The 19,228-nt window shown below is 70.7% G+C and carries 15 protein-coding genes; 8 read left to right on the forward strand and 7 right to left on the reverse strand.

Translation table 11 applies throughout. The features are described from left to right. The first annotated feature begins 94 nt into the window (after window positions 1-94). Together recD2 and BEK98_RS01590 are read left to right on the forward strand one after the other, a co-directional pair. Complete coding sequence (gene recD2 / locus BEK98_RS01585) at window positions 95-2,320, forward strand: SF1B family DNA helicase RecD2 (protein ID WP_208642977.1); 2,226 nt, start codon at window positions 95-97, stop codon at window positions 2,318-2,320. A 253-nt stretch (window positions 2,321-2,573) separates the two neighbouring features. Beyond that, the gene (locus BEK98_RS01590) at window positions 2,574-3,863 is read left to right on the forward strand and encodes a citrate synthase (RefSeq protein WP_094214505.1); all 1,290 of its coding nucleotides are present in this window, start codon (window positions 2,574-2,576) and stop codon (window positions 3,861-3,863) included. A 718-nt stretch (window positions 3,864-4,581) separates the two neighbouring features. On the opposite strand, the gene BEK98_RS01595 is transcribed toward BEK98_RS01590, so the two are convergent. The 4 genes from BEK98_RS01595 to BEK98_RS01610 form a co-directional block, all read right to left on the reverse strand. Next, window positions 4,582-6,831, reverse strand: a complete 2,250-nt coding sequence (locus tag BEK98_RS01595) for a heavy metal translocating P-type ATPase (protein ID WP_094214506.1) — start codon at window positions 6,829-6,831, stop codon at window positions 4,582-4,584. Between the two features lie 129 nt (window positions 6,832-6,960). Further along, window positions 6,961-7,200 (reverse strand): heavy-metal-associated domain-containing protein, encoded by a 240-nt coding sequence (locus tag BEK98_RS01600; protein WP_094214507.1) that lies wholly within the window; start codon window positions 7,198-7,200, stop codon window positions 6,961-6,963. Between the two features lie 87 nt (window positions 7,201-7,287). Continuing rightward, on the reverse strand, window positions 7,288-8,226 hold the full coding sequence (locus BEK98_RS01605; protein ID WP_094214508.1) for a PrsW family intramembrane metalloprotease: 939 nt from the start codon (window positions 8,224-8,226) through the stop codon (window positions 7,288-7,290). A gap of 86 nt (window positions 8,227-8,312) precedes the next feature. Further along, window positions 8,313-8,951 carry a TetR/AcrR family transcriptional regulator gene (locus BEK98_RS01610; protein WP_244201705.1) on the reverse strand — a complete coding sequence of 213 codons (639 nt, stop codon included), beginning with the start codon at window positions 8,949-8,951 and terminating at the stop codon, window positions 8,313-8,315. A gap of 160 nt (window positions 8,952-9,111) precedes the next feature. Between BEK98_RS01610 and BEK98_RS01615 the strand changes: the two genes are divergently transcribed. Continuing rightward, entirely contained in the window at window positions 9,112-11,325 is a 2,214-nt protein-coding gene (locus BEK98_RS01615) for an MMPL family transporter (protein WP_094214510.1), read from the forward strand. Window positions 11,326-11,356: 31 nt separating this feature from the next. Further along, a complete protein-coding gene (locus BEK98_RS01620; protein WP_094214511.1) occupies window positions 11,357-12,400 on the forward strand; it encodes a zinc-dependent alcohol dehydrogenase family protein in 1,044 nt (347 codons plus the stop codon). Here the strand turns inward: BEK98_RS01620 and BEK98_RS01625 are convergent. The 3 genes from BEK98_RS01625 to BEK98_RS01635 form a co-directional block, all read right to left on the reverse strand. After that, window positions 12,381-12,953: a GNAT family N-acetyltransferase gene (locus BEK98_RS01625; RefSeq protein WP_094214512.1), complete on the reverse strand. Its 573-nt coding sequence runs from the start codon at window positions 12,951-12,953 to the stop codon at window positions 12,381-12,383. The two genes, BEK98_RS01620 and BEK98_RS01625, sit on opposite strands and share 20 nt — an antisense overlap. Before the next feature lie 57 nt (window positions 12,954-13,010). Beyond that, the gene (locus BEK98_RS01630) at window positions 13,011-13,211 is read right to left on the reverse strand and encodes a helix-turn-helix transcriptional regulator (RefSeq protein WP_094214513.1); all 201 of its coding nucleotides are present in this window, start codon (window positions 13,209-13,211) and stop codon (window positions 13,011-13,013) included. 372 nt (window positions 13,212-13,583) lie between these two features. Continuing rightward, window positions 13,584-14,498 (reverse strand): sugar phosphate isomerase/epimerase family protein, encoded by a 915-nt coding sequence (locus BEK98_RS01635; protein ID WP_094214514.1) that lies wholly within the window; start codon window positions 14,496-14,498, stop codon window positions 13,584-13,586. A 125-nt stretch (window positions 14,499-14,623) separates the two neighbouring features. Between BEK98_RS01635 and iolC the strand changes: the two genes are divergently transcribed. The 4 genes from iolC to iolD all read left to right on the forward strand — a co-directional run bounded on the left by iolC (window position 14,624) and on the right by iolD (window position 19,224). After that, complete coding sequence (iolC, locus tag BEK98_RS01640; RefSeq protein ID WP_094214515.1) at window positions 14,624-15,574, forward strand: 5-dehydro-2-deoxygluconokinase; 951 nt, start codon at window positions 14,624-14,626, stop codon at window positions 15,572-15,574. Between the two features lie 65 nt (window positions 15,575-15,639). Continuing rightward, a complete protein-coding gene (locus tag BEK98_RS01645) occupies window positions 15,640-16,518 on the forward strand; it encodes a Cgl0159 family (beta/alpha)8-fold protein (RefSeq protein WP_094214616.1) in 879 nt (292 codons plus the stop codon). 7 nt (window positions 16,519-16,525) lie between these two features. Beyond that, window positions 16,526-17,341 carry a 5-deoxy-glucuronate isomerase gene (iolB, locus tag BEK98_RS01650; RefSeq protein WP_094214516.1) on the forward strand — a complete coding sequence of 272 codons (816 nt, stop codon included), beginning with the start codon at window positions 16,526-16,528 and terminating at the stop codon, window positions 17,339-17,341. Next, window positions 17,338-19,224, forward strand: coding sequence for a 3D-(3,5/4)-trihydroxycyclohexane-1,2-dione acylhydrolase (decyclizing) (iolD, locus tag BEK98_RS01655; protein ID WP_094214517.1), 1,887 nt, complete (start codon window positions 17,338-17,340; stop codon window positions 19,222-19,224). The genes iolB and iolD overlap by 4 nt, the downstream gene beginning before the upstream one ends. Window positions 19,225-19,228: the final 4 nt, after the last annotated feature.

Here is a 19,228-nt window from a genome sequence, read left to right on the forward strand (position 1 = left end):
TCAATGCGTACGGAGGATTGGAATCGATTACACGGTCATCCACAAGAGCCTGAGACCGGATCGTGATGTCAGAGCCCGGCTGTAGCGTCGGATCATGTCCAATCTGGCGGTGGTCGAAGGGGTCCTGGAGCGGATCACGTACGCCAACGAGGAGAACGGCTACACGGTCGCCCGGGTCGACACCGGCCGCGGCGGCGGCGATCTCCTCACGGTGGTGGGTGCCCTGCTCGGCGCCCAGGTCGGCGAGTCCCTCCGCATGGAAGGCCGCTGGGGTTCCCACCCCCAGTACGGCAAGCAGTTCACGGTGGAGAACTACACGACCGTCCTGCCGGCCACCGTCCAGGGCATCCGCCGCTATCTCGGATCCGGGCTGGTCAAGGGCATCGGCCCGGTCTTCGCCGACCGCATCACCCAGCACTTCGGCGTGGACACCCTCACGATCATCGAGGAGGAGCCGAAGCGGCTGATCGAGGTGCCCGGCCTCGGCCCCAAGCGGACGAAGAAGATCGCCGACGCCTGGGAGGAACAGAAGGCGATCAAGGAGGTCATGCTCTTCCTCCAGACCGTCGAGGTCTCCACGTCCATCGCGGTGCGGATCTACAAGAAGTACGGCGACGCGTCCATCTCGGTCGTGAAGAACGAGCCGTACCGGCTGGCCGCCGACGTCTGGGGCATCGGCTTCCTCACCGCCGACAAGATCGCCCAGTCGGTCGGCATCCCGCACGACAGCCCGGAGCGGGTGAAGGCGGGCCTCCAGTACGCGCTGTCCCAGTCCACCGACCAGGGCCACTGCTTCCTGCCCGAGGAGCGGCTGATCGCGGACGCGGTCAAGCTGCTCCAGGTCGACACCGGGCTGGTCATCGAGTGCCTCGCCGAGCTGGCCGAACCGGCGGAGGACGGCGCGGAACCCGGGGTCGTACGCGAGAAGGTGCCCGGCCCCGAAGGGGACGCGGAGCCCGTCACCGCCGTGTATCTGGTGCCCTTCCACCGCGCCGAACTCTCCCTCTCCGCCCAGCTGCTGCGCCTGCTGCGGACGCCGGAGGACCGGATGCCGGCCTTCCGGGACGTCGACTGGGGCAAGGCGCTCGGCTGGCTGAAGTCCCGTACCGGAGCCGACCTCGCCCCCGAGCAGGAGGCCGCCGTCCGGCTCGCGCTGACCGAGAAGGTCGCCGTGCTCACCGGCGGGCCCGGCTGCGGCAAGTCCTTCACGGTCCGCTCGATCGTGGAGCTGGCCCGCGCCAAGCAGGCCAAGGTGCTGCTCGCCGCCCCCACCGGCCGGGCCGCCAAGCGGCTCGCCGAACTGACGGGCGCCGAGGCCTCCACGGTCCACCGGCTGCTGGAGCTGAAGCCCGGCGGCGACGCGGCCTACGACCGGGACCGCCCCCTGGACGCCGACCTGGTCGTCGTGGACGAGGCCTCCATGCTGGACCTGCTGCTCGCCAACAAGCTGGTGAAGGCGGTGCCTCCGGGGGGCCATCTGCTGTTCGTCGGTGACGTCGACCAACTGCCCAGCGTCGGCGCGGGCGAGGTGCTGCGCGACCTGCTGGCCGAGGGCGGCCCGGTCCCGGCCGTGCGGCTCACCCGAGTCTTCCGGCAGGCCCAGCAGTCCGGCGTGGTCACCAACGCGCACCGCATCAACGCCGGGCAGCATCCGCTCACCGACGGTCTGAAGGACTTCTTCCTCTTCGTGGGGGACGACACCGAGGAGGCCGGCCGGCTCACCGTGGACGTGGCCGCCCGTCGCATTCCGGCCAAGTTCGGGCTCGATCCGCGCCGGGACGTCCAGGTGCTCGCGCCCATGCACCGCGGCCCGGCCGGCGCCGGCACCCTCAACGGCCTGCTCCAGCAGGCCATCACGCCCGGCCGGCCCGATCTGCCGGAGAAGCGGTTCGGCGGCCGGGTCTTCCGTGTCGGCGACAAGGTCACCCAGATCCGCAACAATTACGAGAAGGGGAAGAACGGCGTCTTCAACGGCACCGTGGGCGTGGTCACCTCGCTCGATCCGGTCGACCAGCGGCTGACGGTGCTGACGGACGAGGACGAGGAGGTTCCGTACGAGTTCGATGAACTGGACGAGTTGGCGCACGCGTACGCGGTGACGATCCACCGTTCACAGGGGAGTGAATATCCCGCAGTGGTGATCCCCGTCACCACCGGGGCCTGGATGATGCTCCAGCGGAACCTCCTGTACACGGCGGTGACACGGGCGAAGCGACTCGTCGTCCTCGTCGGTTCACGCAAGGCGATCGGACAGGCGGTGCGCACGGTCTCGGCCGGACGGCGCTGCACGGCACTGGACTTCAGGCTGCACGGCTCCTGACCGGCCCCTGAACAGGGGCGGCGACAGAGGCGGCGAGCGGCATCACAAAAAATGATCGATCAAACGAGTCGCAAAGGTCACAGAGCACTTCCAGATGCCGGTCGGAGGGGGCAGGATGAGCAGGTTGGCGGCACTGAGTGCCGCCAATAGGCCCAATGGTCGACCCCGAGTGCACTCTCCTGAGCCAAATGGGGGATGGTAGAGACAGTCAGGGCACCTCGAAGATGAGGCACTACGTCGGGTGAGGGAAGACGTGAGCGACAACTCTGTAGTACTGCGGTACGGCGACGGCGAGTACACCTACCCGGTGGTCGACAGCACCGTCGGTGACACGGGCTTCGACATCGGGAAGCTCCGCGCCCAGACCGGTCTGGTGACTCTGGACAGCGGTTACGGCAACACGGCCGCGTATAAATCCGCCGTCACCTACCTGGACGGCGAGGCGGGCATCCTCCGCTACCGCGGCTACCCCATCGAGCAGCTCGCCGAGCGCTCCACCTTCCTCGAGGTGGCGTACCTGCTCATCAACGGTGAGCTGCCGACCGTCGACGAGCTCTCCACGTTCAAGAACGACATCACGCGGCACACCCTGCTGCACGAGGACGTCAAGAACTTCTACAAGGGCTTCCCGCGCGACGCCCACCCGATGGCCATGCTGTCGTCGGTCGTCTCGGCGCTGTCCACCTTCTACCAGGACAGCCACAACCCGTTCGACGAGAAGCAGCGCAACCTCTCCACCATCCGCCTGCTCGCCAAGCTTCCGACGATCGCGGCGTACGCGTACAAGAAGTCGATCGGTCACCCGTTCGTCTACCCGCGCAACGACCTGGGCTACGTCGAGAACTTCCTCCGCATGACCTTCTCGGTCCCGGCGGACGAGTACGAGCTGGACCCGGTCGTCGTCTCCGCGCTCGACAAGCTGCTGATCCTGCACGCGGACCACGAGCAGAACTGTTCGACCTCGACGGTCCGCCTGGTCGGCTCGTCCCAGGCCAACATGTTCGCGTCGATCTCGGCCGGCATCTCCGCCCTGTGGGGCCCCCTGCACGGCGGCGCCAACCAGTCCGTCCTGGAGATGCTGGAGGGCATCCAGGAGAACGGCGGCGACGTCGACGCCTTCATCCGCAAGGTGAAGAACAAGGAGGACGGCGTCCGCCTGATGGGCTTCGGCCACCGGGTCTACAAGAGCTTCGACCCCCGCGCCAAGATCATCAAGGCCGCCGCGCACGACGTCCTCTCCGCCCTGGGCAAGTCCGACGATCTGCTGGACATCGCGCTCAAGCTGGAGGAGCACGCGCTCTCCGACGACTACTTCGTCTCGCGCAACCTCTACCCGAACGTCGACTTCTACACCGGCCTGATCTACCGCGCCATGGGCTTCCCGACCGAGATGTTCACGGTCCTGTTCGCCCTCGGCCGTCTGCCGGGCTGGATCGCCCAGTGGACCGAGATGATCAAGGAGCCCGGCTCCCGCATCGGCCGCCCGCGCCAGATCTACACGGGCGTCGTCGAGCGCGACTTCGTTCCGGTCGAGGAGCGCTGACACCTGCCGGTGGGGGCGCCGGGTGACTGGTGCCCCTCGCTGGGCTGTGCCGTTCGGAGGCGCTCGCCCAAGAGCTCGATGCTCAAGGAGCGTGGGCGGCTGCCCGTCCGTTGCGGTTGGTCGCGCGGTTCCCCGCGCCCCCTTGGGGCGCTGCACCGAGCGAGCTCCAGAAGTTGAGCGTAAACAGAAGGCGCCCTGAGCCGTCAGTCCCCCCACGGGCCGACGACCAGGGCGCCTTCCCATGTCCCGGTGCGGATTCCCCCCACGGGATCCGGCCGGGCGCTCGGAGAGGACAGCGCCTGAAATCGCTGTCTGAGCACAACGAGCAAAACCCGTCGTACTCCAGTGATGCGGTGCGATCTGCCGGGACAACGCACTCTGGGAGGGCCGCTCAAAGCTTCCCGGTGTGCGTGCCCCGGCAACGCATCTCTGAGGAAGTCCCCCAAGACATCCCCAGATGCCAGTCAGCGCCCCCCAAGACGCTGTTCTGACATCGCCAACTTAGACCTTCGAACCCCTTCGATGGTTACGTTCGCATCACTGTGATCTGCGTCTCTTGCATATGTCCCTTAGGTGCGCAAGAGCCCCGATACGACGATCGAGGCCCAAGCGTAAGGAAGATGCGCGAGCCTTGTGAAGAGCTTATGTGAGGCTCGCGCCTGACTCTAGGGGGGCTCTTACTTCGGCCGCGCCTAACCCTCGGTAACCCTGGGGTGTTTCAGCGGAAGCGGCGCAGTCGCAGGCTGTTGGTCACCACGAACACCGAGGAGAAGGCCATCGCCGCCCCCGCGATCATCGGGTTCAGCAGCCCCGCGGCGGCCAGCGGCAGCGCGGCCACGTTGTAGCCGAAGGCCCACACGAGGTTGCCCTTGATGGTGGCGAGGGTGCGCCGGGAGAGCCGGATGGCGTCCGCGGCCACCCGGAGGTCCCCGCGCACGAGCGTCAGATCGCCGGCCTCGATCGCCGCGTCGGTGCCGGTGCCCATGGCGAGCCCCAGGTCGGCCGTGGCCAGCGCGGCCGCGTCGTTGACGCCGTCACCCACCATCGCCACGGCGCGTCCCTCGCGCTGCAGCCGCCGTACGACGTCCACCTTCTCCTCGGGGAGCACCTCGGAGATCACCTCGTCGATGCCGACGGTTTTCGCGACCGCCGCGGCGACCGTCCGGTTGTCCCCGGTGAGCAGGACCGGGGTGAGCCCGAGGGCGCGCAGCTCGCGCACCGCCTCGGCGCTGGTCTCCTTGACCGCGTCGGCGACGGCGAGGACACCCCGGGCCCGTCCGTCCCAGCCGACCGTGACGGCCGTACGGCCCTCCTGCTCGGCCTGTCGCCCGGCCCGGGCCAACTCCTCCGGGAGTGCGTCGTACAGGCGCCCCACGGCCACCTCACGGCCTTCCACGCGCCCGCGTACGCCCCGCCCGGGGACGTTCTCGAAGTGCTCGACCGCGGGGAGCCGCCCGGTTCGCTTCTCGGCGCCCGCGGCTATCGCCCGCGCGACGGGGTGCTCGGAGGCGTGCTCCAGGGCTCCGGCGAGCCGCAGCAGCTCCTTCTCGTCCTCGCCGTCGGCGACGTGCACCGCCTGGAGGGTCATCCGGCCGGTGGTGACCGTGCCGGTCTTGTCCAGGACGACGGTGTCGACGCGGCGCGTGGACTCCAGCACCTCGGGCCCCTTGATCAGGATGCCGAGCTGGGCGCCCCGGCCGGTGCCGACCATCAGCGCGGTCGGCGTGGCGAGGCCGAGCGCGCAGGGGCAGGCGATGATCAGCACGGCGACGGCGGCCGTGAACGCGGCGGAGGTGTCGCCGGTGGCCGCCAGCCAGACGCCGAAGGTGGCGAGCGCGATCAGGATGACGACGGGGACGAAGACGGCGGAGATCCGGTCGGCGAGCCGCTGCACCTCGGCCTTCCCGTTCTGCGCGTCCTCCACCAGCCGGGCCATCCGGGCGAGCTGGGTGTCCGTGCCGACCCGGGTCGCCTCCACCACCAGCCGGCCGCCCGCGTTGACCGTGGCGCCGGTGACCCGGTCGCCGGGGCCGACGTCCACCGGCACCGACTCGCCGGTCAGCATGGAGGCGTCCACCGCGGAGACGCCCTGGACGACCGTGCCGTCGGTGGCGACCTTCTCGCCGGGCCGTACGACGAACCGGTCGCCCACGGCCAGCGAGGCCACCGGCACGCGCACCTCGCGCCCGTCCCGCAGTACGGCGACGTCCTTGGCGCCCAGCTTCATCAGGGCCTTCAGGGCCGCACCCGCGCGCCGCTTGGAGCGGGCCTCCAGATAGCGGCCGAGGAGGATCAGCGCGACGACTCCGGCGGCGACCTCCAGGTAGATGGTGGAGGCGCCGTCCATGCGCGAGACGGTGAACCGGAACTCGTCGTGCATGCCGGTCATGCCCGCGTCGCCGAAGAACAGGGCCCACAGCGACCAGCCGAACGCGGCCAGTGTGCCGACCGAGACGAGGGTGTCCATGGTGGCGGCGCCGTGCCGGGCGTTGGTCCAGGCGGCCCGGTGGAAGGGCAGACCGCCCCAGACGACGACCGGGGCGGCGAGCGTGAGCGAGAGCCACTGCCAGTTGTCGAACTGCAGCGCGGGGATCATGGCGAGCAGGACGACGGGGGCGGCGAGCAGCACGGAGACCAGCAGCCGGTGCCGCAGGGCGGCGAGTTCGGGGTCGTGCTCGGCGGTCCCGTCGGCCTCGGCCTCGGGTTCGGGCTCCGGTGGCGCGGGCTCCTCGGCGGTGTAGCCGGTCTTCACGACGGTCGCGATCAGGTCGGCTATCAGGACGCCCTCGGCGTAGCTGACCTTCGCCTTCTCCGTCGCGTAGTTCACGGTGGCGCTCACGCCGTCCATGCGGTTGAGCTTCTTCTCCACCCGCGCGGCGCAGGAGGCGCAGGTCATCCCGCCGATGAGCAGCTCGACCTCGGACGTGCTGCCTATCGCGCCCGCTGTCTCTGTGGTGGTGCTGGTCATGTCCGGACTCCAGACATCGGACCGGACCGCGCGGAGCCAGTATCAGCTGGTCGGCACGGCCCGGTCGGTGAAAGGTTTCGGGGCTCGCACCCGGGGCTCGGGGCGGGCCCGGTCGCTCGGGCCGTGCTCTCAGGCCTTGCCGGCCAGCTCGAAGCCCGCCTCGTCCACGGCGGCGCGGACGGCCTCGTCGTCGAGTGGGGCCTCGGAGACGACGGTCACCTCGCCGGTCGACGCGACGGCCTTGACCGAGCTGACGCCGGGAATCTGGGAGATCTCGCCGGAGACGGAGCCCTCGCAGTGGCCACAGCTCATGCCGGTCACCTGGTAGACGGTGGTGACGGAGCCCGAAGCGTCGGTCTGGGCGGTCATGTCGTTACTCCTCGTCGTGGCGTGTGGGGCCGTTGGGGCCCACGGGGGAGCCCCAACCTTTCTCAGAGTATACCCCTAGGGGGTATTTCACCAAGAGGTGCCCCGGTGTGCCAGCGACCGCACCCAGGCGATGCCGAGTACGGCGACGAGCATCAGACCGCCGACCGAGAACAGCGTGAACAGGTGCTCCTGTGCGGCGCTCGGCCGCGGGATGTACCCCTGTGCGAACAGCTCCGGTGCCGGGCCGGCGGTCAAGAGGCGGGTCACCAGCCAGATCGCGATGCCGTGCGTGGCGTCCCACAGAGCGTGCAGCACCGAGACGCCCAGCCAGGTGCCGACGACCGGCGCGGCGAGCCGGAAGTGCCCGTTCGGACGGCGGTGGGCGAGCAGCACGCCGCCCGCGATCGCCGTCCACAGGCCGTGCCCGAAGGGGGCGAGCACCCCGCGCAGGATCTCCGTCTCCAGCAGCGTCCTGAGATCGATGCCGTCGGCGGAGACGGCCGCGGCGAAGGCGTACCCGCAGCTCTCCAGGGCCGCGAAGCCGAAGCCGACGGCCGCGCCGAGCACCAGCCCGGCCCGCACCCCGCGGATGGCCGGCTGGCGACGCAGTGCGAACACGAGTGCGCCGAGTTTGGCGGCCTCCTCGATCAGGGCGACGCCGGTGAACATCCCCGGGGAGGGGCGGAGCAGGTACGACTCCATCGCCGCGGCGCCGAGCACGCCGAGCGCGCCGCCGGTCAGGAAGCAGCCGAGGACGGCACTCACGCCCAGGTCCCGGCCGTGCCGCTCGTACGCCCACAGCACGAAGACGACGGGGACCAGGAAGCCGCCGAGCAGGACGAGGGTCGGCAGCAACGCGGTGTTCCGCGTCGTGTACGTCACCAGCGCGGCCAGCGCCCACAGCGTGAGACCGCCGCCCAGGCAGCGCCTCCACAGGCCCGCGCCGATGCGCGGGTACGGCGGCGGGGGCTGCTGGGGGCCGGGAATGCGGGCCCGGGGCATACCGGGCGGCGGCGAGTGGGTCACGTGGGTCCCCTAGAGCTCCTGCTGGGCGATTTATCCGCACTTTAGGCAGATGTGCCCACGGGCGCAGTCCGGGGATCGCCCCGGGGTCACCCGTGGCCGAGCCGGTCGCCCACCAGCGGTTCCAGGTAGCGGATCAGGACGTCCTTGATCTCCTGCACGTAGGCCGCCCGCTCGGCGCCCTCGTGGGCGAGGACCAGCTCCAGGCCCGCCTTGTAGACGCCGAGGCAGACATGGGCCGTGCGCGTGACGTCGGCCGGGCCGGCCCCGGGCATGAGGGAGCCGAGCAGGCCCTCGATCCGGCCGACCAGGGTGGCGTGCAGCTGGTCGTGCGCCTCGGCGATCCTGCCGGGTACGTCGGGGCCGTGCATCAGCGCGAAGAAGACCGGGTGCTCCGTGTTGAAGGCGATGAACCGGTCGACGGCCGTGCCGATGGCCTCCTCCAGCGGAGTGGCCGGTTCGACCGGGGTCAGCGCCTCGCCGTAGGTCTCCTGCATCTCGTGGATGAGCCGGTCGCCCAGCTCGATCGCGAGCGCCTCCTTGTTCGGGAAGAACTGGTAGAGCGTGCCCGGCGAGACGCCCGCCTCGCGGGCGATGGCGTTGGTGCTGGCAGCGGTGTAGCCGGTGGTGCAGAAGACCTGGGCGGCGGCCTGGAGGAGCTGCGCGATACGGCGTTCACCACGTGCCTGGCGGCGGCGCGGCTGCTCCTTATCCGAGGTTTCGGACACGCGTGATCCCCAGCCCTTCGAAGGTGATTGACAAACACGAGCGGTCGCTCGCATTCTTGAGAAACGCGAGCGATCTCTCGTGTTTGCCAGTTTATGGCAATGACCGACCCATGCTGCCTGCCTGCACAGACCTGGGTCAGGGTGAAGGGGACACCGCACGATGACCGAAGTCAACAAGGCGCCGCACCTGGGGGACGGACCGCCCCCCGTCGGCGGCTGGACACGTTTCGTGACCGCCCGCCCGCGCCTGTCGCTGCTGGTGGCCCTGGTGCTCACCGCGCTCGCCGTGCTCGCCGGCAGCGGGGTCGCGGACCGTCTGGGCAGCGGCGGCTGGGAGGACCCGGCCGCCGAGTCCACGTACGCGACCAAGGCCCTGGAGCGCGAGTTCCCCGACTCCCAGCCCAACCTGCTGCTCCTGGTCGACTCCGGCCGCGCCTCCGTCGACGACCCGGCGGTCGCCGCCCGGGCCCGCGACCTCACCGAGCGGCTGGCCACCGAGCAGGGCGTGACCGGCGTCGGCTCCTACTGGCAGTCGAAATCGCCCGCCCTGCGCGCCAAGGACGGCCACGAGGCGCTGATCGCCGCCCGCATCACCGGCGACGAGAACGCGATGGGCAAGACCCTGGACCGCATAGCGCCCCACTACCGGGGCACACACGGCCCGGTCCAGGTGAAGGTCGGCGGCATCGTCGCGGTACGGCACGAGATGCAGACGATCATCAAGGATGACCTCACGCGCGCCGAGATGATCGCCCTGCCCATCACCCTCGTTCTGCTGGTGATGATCTTCGGCAGCGCGATCGCGGCCCTGCTGCCGCTGGGCATCGGCATCGTCGCCATCCTCGGCACGAACGCGGTGCTGCGCGGCCTGACGTCCTTCACCGACGTCTCCGTCTTCGCGCTGAACCTCACCACGGCACTCGGCCTCGGCCTCGCCATCGACTACGCCCTGTTCATCGTCCGCCGCTACCGAGAGGAACTCTCCGCCGGAGCCGACCCGTTGACCGCCGTCGGCACGACCCTGCGCACGGCCGGCCGCACGGTCCTGTTCTCCGCCCTCACCGTTGCGGTCTCCCTGGCCGCCATGATGGTCTTCCCGCAGTACTTCCTGCGGTCCTTCGCCTACGCCGGCATCGCCGTGGTCCTGCTCGCCGCCGCGGCCGCCCTGATCCTGCTCCCGGCCGCCCTGCTCCTGCTCGGCCACCGGGTCAACTCCCTCGACCTGCGCCGCCTCTTCCGCCGCACGGCGAAGCCCTCCGGTGCCGAGGGCACTGCCTGGGCCCGCGCCGCCACGCTGGTGATGCGCCGCGCCCCGCTCTTCGCGCTCGGCACGACCGCCCTGCTGGTGCTCCTGGGACTGCCCTTCCTGGGCGTGAAGTTCGGCACCGCCGACGACCGCCAGCTGCCCTCGGGCGCCGAGTCGCACGTGGTGCAGCAGCACATCCGCGACGACTTCCCGGGCAGCCCCGGCGGCGGCCTGGAGATCCTCGCCGAGGGCGGGGCCACCCAGACCCAGTACGCCGACTACAAGCAGCGGGTGGCCGCCCTGCCCGAGGTGGTCCGTGTCGACGGCCCGCTGGTCAAGGGCGACACGGCCTACTTCACGGTGCAGCCGAAGGGCGAGGCCGTCGACAGCGCCGCCCAGCGCCTGGTCGGCGACCTGCGCTCGCTCAAGGCCCCCTTCGACACCAAGGTGACCGGCACGGCCGCCGTCCTCGTGGACTCCAAGCACGCGATAGGCGAACGCCTGCCCTGGGCGGGGGCGTTCATCGCGATCGTCACCCTGCTGCTGGTCTTCCTGCTCACCGGCAGCGTGCTGATACCCCTGCAGGCGGTGGTGCTCAACGCGCTCAGCCTGACGGCGATGTTCGGCGCGGTGGTCTGGGTGTTCCAGGACGGCCACCTCTCCGGTGCGCTCGGCTTCACCAGCACCGGCTCGATCGAGACCACCCTGCCCGTCCTGATGTTCTGCGTGGCCTTCGGCCTCTCCATGGACTACGGCGTGTTCCTGCTCTCCCGCATCAAGGAGGAGTACGACCGCACCGGCGACCACAACGAGGCGGTCCGCCACGGGCTGCAGCGCACCGGAGGGCTGATCACCGCGGCGGCGGTCATCCTCGCGGTGGTGATGGTCGCCATCGGCACCTCGCGGGTGACCAACACCAAGATGCTGGGCCTCGGCATCGCCCTCGCGGTGCTGATGGACGCGATGGTCGTACGCAGCCTCCTGGTCCCGGCGATCATGCGGCTCACGGGCCGCGCCACCTGGTGGGCCCCGGCCCCCTTGCGGCGCTTCCACCAGCGGTTCGGACTCAGCGAGGGCGAACCGGCCGCGCCGGCGAAGAAGAAGGAGAAGGAACCGGCGGGGGTGTGAGCCGGGTGGCTTCCATGGCAGGGTGAGGCGCATGAGAGCCGTGGTGTTCGAGCAGTACGGGGAGCCGGCCGAGGTACGGGAGGTGCCGGATCCGGAGCCCGCCGAGCACGGGGTCGTGGTGCGGGTCGAGGCGACCGGCCTCTGCCGCAGCGACTGGCACGGCTGGATGGGCCACGACCCGGACATCACGCTCCCGCACGTGCCGGGGCACGAACTCGCCGGAGTCGTCGAGACGGTGGGCGCCCGGGTGACCGGCTGGCGGCCCGGCGACCGGGTCACCGTGCCGTTCGTCTGCGCCTGCGGCAGCTGTCCGTCCTGCGCGGCCGGAGACCAGCAGGTGTGTGAGCGCCAGACCCAGCCCGGATTCCACCACTGGGGCTCCTTCGCCCAGTACGTGGCCCTGGACCATGCCGATGTGAACCTGGTCGCGATCCCGGACGGGATGACGTACGCCACGGCCGCCGCCCTCGGCTGCCGCTTCGCCACCGCCTTCCGCGCGGTGGTGCAGCAGGGCCGGGTGGCGGCGGGGGAGTGGGTCGCCGTGCACGGCTGCGGCGGGGTCGGGCTGTCGGCGGTGATGATCGCGGCGGCCTCGGGAGCGCGGGTGGTCGCCGTCGACGTGTCGCCCCGGGCCCTGGACCTGGCGCGGAAGTTCGGGGCGGCCGAGTGCCTGGACGCGACCGGCGTGCCCGACACGGCGGCCGCCGTCCGGGAGCTGACCGGCGGCGGCGCCCATCTCTCCCTCGACGCCCTCGGCTCGCCCGCCACCTGCGCGGCCTCCGTGGACTCCCTGCGCCGCCGCGGCCGGCACGTCCAGGTGGGCCTGCTGCCCTCGGCGGACGGCACCACCCCCGTCCCGCTGGCCCGCGCCATCGCCCTGGAGCTCGAACTCCTGGGCAGCCACGGCATGGCCGCGCACGCCTATCCGGGGATGCTGGAGCTGGTCGGGTCCGGGGTGCTGCGCCCGGACCTGCTCATCACGCGCACGATCCCGCTCGACGCGGTCCCGGAGGCCCTGGCGGCGATGGGTACGGCACCGGGCGCGGGCGTGACGGTCATCGAACCGTGGAGCTGAGCGCGGCCCACTCACGGTCGAGGATCGACATGATCACCTCGTCGGCCCACTCGCCGTCCCGCCGCCGCACCTCCCGCCGGACCCCCTCGACCACGAACCCGACCTTCTCGTAGACGTGCAGGGCCCGGCGGTTGTGGGCGTAGGCACCCAACTCGATGCGGTGCAGACCGAGTTCCTCGAAGCCATGGGCGACGATCAGTCCGGCCGCCTCGGTGCCGATACCGCGGCCGCGGCCCCGGGGCCCGATGAGCGTGCGAAAGGTGCAGCTGCGGGCGTCCGGGTCGTACTCGTTCAGGACGACCTCTCCCACTACTTCGCCGGTCGCGGGGTCGGTGACGGCCAGGTCGAGCCGGTCGGGGGCGGCGGCCCGGGAGCCGTACCAGGACCGCAGCCGCTCCGGGGTCAGCTCGATCGACGGTTCGTAGGTGAAGCGGACGACCTCGGGGTCTTCGATGATCTCCCACATCACGTCGGCATCGGCCTCGGTGAAGGGGCGCAGGACGGTCTTCCGGCCGGTCAGGACGGGTTTGACGGAGAAGCTGGAGAAGCTCATGAGGCGACTGTGCCCCACGCGACGGGTGGGGCACAGGTGCTTTTCCGGAAGGCCTGGTCAGTCCACTCTTCGGCCCCGGTTGCCCGGTCGGGAGGCGACCCAGGCGCGGACGGTTTCGGCGAACCAGTAGGGCTTGCCGCCCTCCACGTGGTCGGGCGGAGGCAGCAGGCCGTGCTTGCGGTAGGACCGTACGGTGTCCGGCTGCACCCGGATGTGTGCCGCGATCTCCTTGTAGGACCAGAGCCTTCGGTCGGTCATGAGTCGCACCTCCCTGCGCGCGCCGCGGCGGCGGCCGGGGGCGGCCGTCGGGGGAGCCGGGCGCTGCGCTGGCGATCACCAAGCCTGTGCCCGGTGAACGACGCAGAGTGACCACGGGAAAGTGCCTGTTGACCAGGTGTGACCGAGAACCCGCGTAGGCGCGACATGTGTGACAGGAAGGGGGTATTTGTGACACGCCCGCAGCAGAGGCACGCGCTCACAGCGCGCGGCAGGGCGGACCGGGACTCTTTCCCGGTTCTCGGCTTCGCTCGAACCGGGGATACCCCTGTCGTCGAGCCCGGTCCGCCGGCTTCCCCCCACAAACGACCCGCACCCGCACACCCACAGAACCCGGCAGACGAGAAGGCGCCCTTACGCCCCGCACGACCTCAAGAAGGCCCGAGTCCGCCGCGCAATCGGCAGCGGCTTGTCCGGCTCACAGGGATACATGTCCTGCTCCACAATCGCGAACAGATCCACGTCAAGCTTCTGCGCGGCATCCAGCACCGGCCCCAACGCGGGCACCCCGGAGGGAGGTTCACACATCACCCCCTGCGCCACCGCAGGCCCGAACGGCGTCCCCTTGGCCCGTACGTCGGCCAGGATCTCCGGGTCCACCTGCTTCAGGTGCAGATAGCCGATCCGCTCGCCGTAGGTCTCGATCAGCTTGACGCTGTCCCCGCCGCAGTAGGCGTAGTGCCCGGTGTCCAGGCACAGCGACACCAGGTCGGAGTCGGTGCCGTCGAGGAAGCGGGTGACGTTCTCCTCGCTGTCGATGTGGGTGTCGGCATGCGGGTGGACGACGATCGTGAGGCCGTACCGCTCCCGTACCTCGTGCCCGAGGCGCTCGGTCAGGGAGGTCAGATCGCGCCACTGCGCAGCCGTCAGCTCGGAGGGCTCCAGCACCTCACCCGTCTTGTCGTCCCGCCAGAAGGACGGGATGACGACCAGGTGGCGGGCGCCCATCGCCTGGGTGAGGGCGGCGATGTCGGAGACGTGCGCCCAGGTCTTGTCCCAGACCGCCTCGCCGTGGTGCAGACCGGTGAAGACCGTGCCGGCCGACACCTTCAGGCCACGCCGGGCGGTCTCCTCGGCGAGCACCGCCGGGTCGGTCGGCAGATAGCCGTAGGGGCCCAGCTCGATCCACTCGTAGCCCGAGTCGGCGACCTCGTCGAGGAAGCGCTGCCAGGGGACCTGTTGCGGGTCGTCCGGGAACCAGACGCCCCAGGAGTCGGGCGCCGATCCGATCCGGATACGGGAAAGTGAGGAGGGTGACAACGACGTCATGGCCGTCAGCCTGCGGGGCGGTGGAAAGCGGTGTCAAGGTCTGGTCCGAATGTCTGGACAAAACATTGACAGGGCTCGGCGGACAGGACTAGAAAGCCGGGGAGAGCCGTGACGAAGGGAAGCCGATGGCGTACGACCTGATCACCATGGGGCGGATCGGTGTGGACCTCTACCCGCTGCAAACCGGTGTCCCGCTCGCCCAGGTGTCGTCCTTCGGCAAGTTCCTCGGCGGGTCGGCGACGAACGTGGCGGTGGCCGCGGCCCGGCTGGGCCGGCGGACCGCCGTGATCACCCGCACGGGCGACGACCCGTTCGGCGTCTATCTGCACGAGGCCCTGCGCGGCTTCGGCGTCGACGACCGCTGGGTCACCCCGGTGCCCGGACTGCCCACGCCGGTCACCTTCTGCGAGGTCTTCCCGCCGGACGACTTCCCGCTGTACTTCTACCGGCAGCCCAAGGCCCCGGACCTGGAGATCGACGCCCACGACCTGGACCTGGACGCCATCCGGGACACCCGGATCTTCTGGATCACCGGCACCGGCCTGAGCGAGGAGCCCAGCCGTACGGCGACCCTCGCGGCCCTGGCCCACCGGGCGAAGTCGGGTACGACGGTCTTCGACCTCGACTGGCGCCCCATGTTCTGGAAGGACCCTGCCTCCGCCCGCCCCTTCTACGCCGAGGCCCTGCGCCACACCACGGTCGCCGTCGGCAACCTGGACGAGGTCGAGGTCGCCACCGGCGTGCGTGAGCCGCACGCCGCAGCTCGCGCGCTGCTGGACGCCGGGGTCGAGGTCGCCGTGGTCAAGCAGGGACCCAAGGGAGTTCTCGCCGTGAACAACAAGGGAGAGTCCGCCGAGGTCCCGCCGCTCCCCGTCGACGTCCTCAACGGACTCGGTGCCGGTGACGCCTTCGGCGGCTCCCTCTGCCACGGTCTGCTGGAGGGCTGGGACCTGGAGACGATCATGCGACACGCCAACGCGGCCGGCGCCATCGTCGCCTCCCGCCTGGAGTGCTCCTCCGCGATGCCCACCCCCGACGAGGTGGCCGCCGCGCTCGAGACCGGAGCGGTCCTGTGAGGGCGGGCAGGGTGGCAGGCACCCACCACGAGGGCGGGGACAGCGCCCGGCAGCCGCGCGTGGACGTGGCCGAGCTGGTCCACACCCGCACCCACCACCCCGAGGCGATCGCCGAGGCCGCACTGCGCCGGGCCCGTCGCCCGCTGCTGAACGAGAACGGCCGGCTGATGATCGTCGCCGCCGACCACCCGGCCCGTGGCGCACTCGGTGTCGGCGACCGCAAGCTCGCCATGGCCAACCGCGCCGACCTGCTGGAACGCCTGTGCCTCGCGCTGTCCCGGCCCGGCGTCGACGGCGTCCTCGCCACCGCCGACATCCTGGACGACCTGCTCCTGCTCGGCGCCCTCGACCACAAGGTCGTCATGGGCTCCATGAACCGCGGCGGCCTGCAGGGCGCCAGCTTCGAACTGGACGACCGCTTCACCGGCCACCGCCCCGAGGACATCCAGCGGCTCGGCTTCGACGCCGGCAAGCTGCTGCTGCGCATCGACTACGACGACCCGGGCTCCCTGACCACCCTGGAGTCCACCGCCCGCGCCATCGACGCGATGGCCGCGCACCGGCTCCCGGTCTTCGTGGAGCCGTTCATCAGCCGGCGCGGCCCCGACGGACGGGTGCGCAACGACCTGAGCGCCGAGGCGGTCACCAAGTCCATCGCCATCGCCTCGGGCCTCGGCGGCTCCTCGGCCTACACCTGGCTGAAGGTGCCGGTCACCGAGAACCCCGACGACATGGCCCGGGTCATGGAGACCTCGACCCTGCCGGCCGTGCTGCTCGGCGGCGACATCGGCGACTCGCCCGAGGAGCAGGTGGCCGCCTACGAGAAGTGGCGCGGCGCGCTGCAACTGCCCACCGTGCGCGGCCTGGTGGTCGGCCGCTCGCTGCTGTACCCGGCGGACGGCGATGTGGTCGCCGCCGTGGACACCGCCGTAGGACTGCTGTGAGGGCCGCATGACCAGCACCGACCTGCACCTGCCCCGGGGTGCCACCGCGAACGCCCAGTACGCCGTCGACATCGACCCCAAGCGGGCCGGCTGGACGCACAGCAGCCTGCGCATCGTGGAGTTGTCACCGGGCGGTACACATACGTTCACCACTGGGGACAGTGAATGGATCGTGCTTCCGCTGCAAGGCGGATGTACCGTGCGCATCGCTGGGGAAGAATTCCAACTCCTGGGCCGGGAAAGCGTTTTCGCGGAGGTCTCCGACTTCGCGTACGTGCCCCGGGACGCCCAGGTCCTGATCGCCTCCGGCGCGGGAGGCCGCTTCGCCCTGGCAGGAGCGAAGTGCGAGCGACGACTCCCCGCCCGCTACGGCCCCGCGCCGGAGGTCCCCGTCGAGGAGCGCGGCAGCGGCACCTGCGCCCGCCGGGTGCGCAACTTCGCCTCCGCCGACTCCTTCGACTGCGACAAGCTGATCGCCGTCGAGGTGATCACACCCGGCGGCAACTGGTCGTCGTACCCGCCGCACAAGCACGACGAGCACCGGCCGGGCGAGGAGTCCGAGCTGGAGGAGATCTACTACTTCGAGATCGACGGCCCGAACGGTCTCGGCTATCAGCGCGTATTCCCCTCGCGCGAGGGCGGGACCGACGTCCTCGCCGAGGTCCGCTCCGGTGACGCCGTCCTCGTCCCCGACGGCTGGCACGGCCCGTCGATCGCCCAGCCCGGGCACGACATGTACTACCTGAACGTCATGTCCGGTCCGGGTGAGACGCGGGAGTGGCGGATCTGCTTCCACCCGGATCACACGGAGGCTTACCGATGACGACCTCGACGACGAGGCTCACGGTCGCGCAGGCACTCGTCCGCTTCCTCGCCGCCCAGTACACGGAACGCGACGGCGAGCGGCAGCGGCTGATCAGCGCCACCTGGGGCATCTTCGGGCACGGCAACGTGGCCGGCCTCGGCCAGGCGCTGATCGAGTACACCGATGTCATGCCATACCACCAGGGCCGTAACGAGCAGTCCATGGTGCACGCGGCGGTCGGCTACGCCCGCCAGTCGAACCGCCTGTCCACCCACGCGGTGACCACCTCCATCGGCCCGGGCGCGACCAACCTGGTCACCGGCGCCGCGCTGGCCACCATCAACCACCTCCCGGTGCTGCTGCTGCCCGGCGACGTCTTCGCCACCCGCCCCGCCGACCCGGTCCTGCAGCAGCTGGAGGTGCCGTACGCGGGCGATGTGTCGGTCAACGACACCCTGCGCCCGGTGTCGAGGTACTTCGACCGGATCACCCGGCCCGAGGCCCTGATCCCGAGCGCCCTGCAGGCCATGCGGGTCCTCACCGACCCCGTGGAGACCGGCGCGGTCACCCTCGCCCTGCCGCAGGACGTGCAGGCGGAGGCGTACGACTGGCCGGAGGAGTTCTTCGCCGAGCGGGTGTGGGTCGTACGACGTCCCGGCGCGGACCCCACCGAGCTGGCCGAGGCGGTCCGGGTGATCAGGGAGGCCCGCCGGCCCCTCGTCATCGCGGGCGGCGGAGTCCACCACAGCCGCGCCGAGGAGACCCTCGCGGAGTTCGCGGAGGCCACCCGGATACCGGTCGCCTCCACCCAGGCCGGCAAGGGCTCGCTGCGCCACGACCACCCGCAGGACGTCGGCGGCGTCGGCCACACCGGCACCGCGACCGCCGACGAGCTGGCCCGCACCGCGGACCTGGTGATCGGCGTCGGCACCCGCTACACCGACTTCACCACCGCCTCCGGCACGCTCTTCGAGAACCCGGACGTGCGTTTCCTGAACCTCAACATCGCGCCCTTCGACGGCCACAAGCTGGCCGGGCTGCCGCTGGTCGCGGACGCCCGCAGCGGCCTGGGCGAGCTGACCGAGGCACTGGTGATGCACGAGCACCGGGCCGCCGACTCCTACGTCACCGAGTACACCGAGGACAAGGAGCGCTGGGAGCAGCGCGTCGACGCCTGCTACGAGGCGGACGAGCCGGACATCAGGCCGACCCAGCCGCAGGTCCTCGGCGCCCTGGACGCCCTGGTGGACGAGTCCGACATCATCATCAACGCGGCCGGATCGCTCCCCGGCGACCTGCACAAGCTGTGGCGCACCCGGTCCCGGGACCAGTACCACCTGGAGTACGGCTACTCCTGCATGGGCTACGAGATACCGGCCGCGATCGGGGTGAAGATCGCCGCGCCCGAGCGGAACGTGTGGGCGCTGGTCGGCGACGGGACGTACCTGATGATGCCGACGGAGATCGTGACCGCCGTACAGGAGGGCATCGCGATCAAGATCCTGCTCGTGCAGAACCACGGGTACGCCTCGATCGGGGGTCTGTCGGAGTCCGTGGGCGGCGAGCGGTTCGGCACCGCCTACCGCTTCACCGCGGACGACGGCACCTTCACCGGCGCCCCGCTGCCCGTCGACCTCGCCGCCAACGCGGCCAGCCTCGGCATGCGCGTGCTGCGCGCGAAGACCGTACGGGACCTGCGCGCGGCGCTCGCCGAGGCGCGGGCCGCCGACACTGCCACATGTGTCTACGTGGAGACCGAAACGTCCGACACTGTGTCGGGCGCGCCTCCGGCGCAGGCCTGGTGGGATGTTCCTGTGGCCGAGACCGCGACCCGATCGTCCGCGGTCAAGGCACGTGAGCTGTACGAACGGCACGTCTCGACCCGACGCCGCCATCTGTAAAAGG

It is taken from the genome of Streptomyces diastatochromogenes, assembly GCF_002242805.1.
Taxonomy (GTDB): Bacteria; Actinomycetota; Actinomycetes; order Streptomycetales; family Streptomycetaceae; genus Streptomyces; species Streptomyces diastatochromogenes.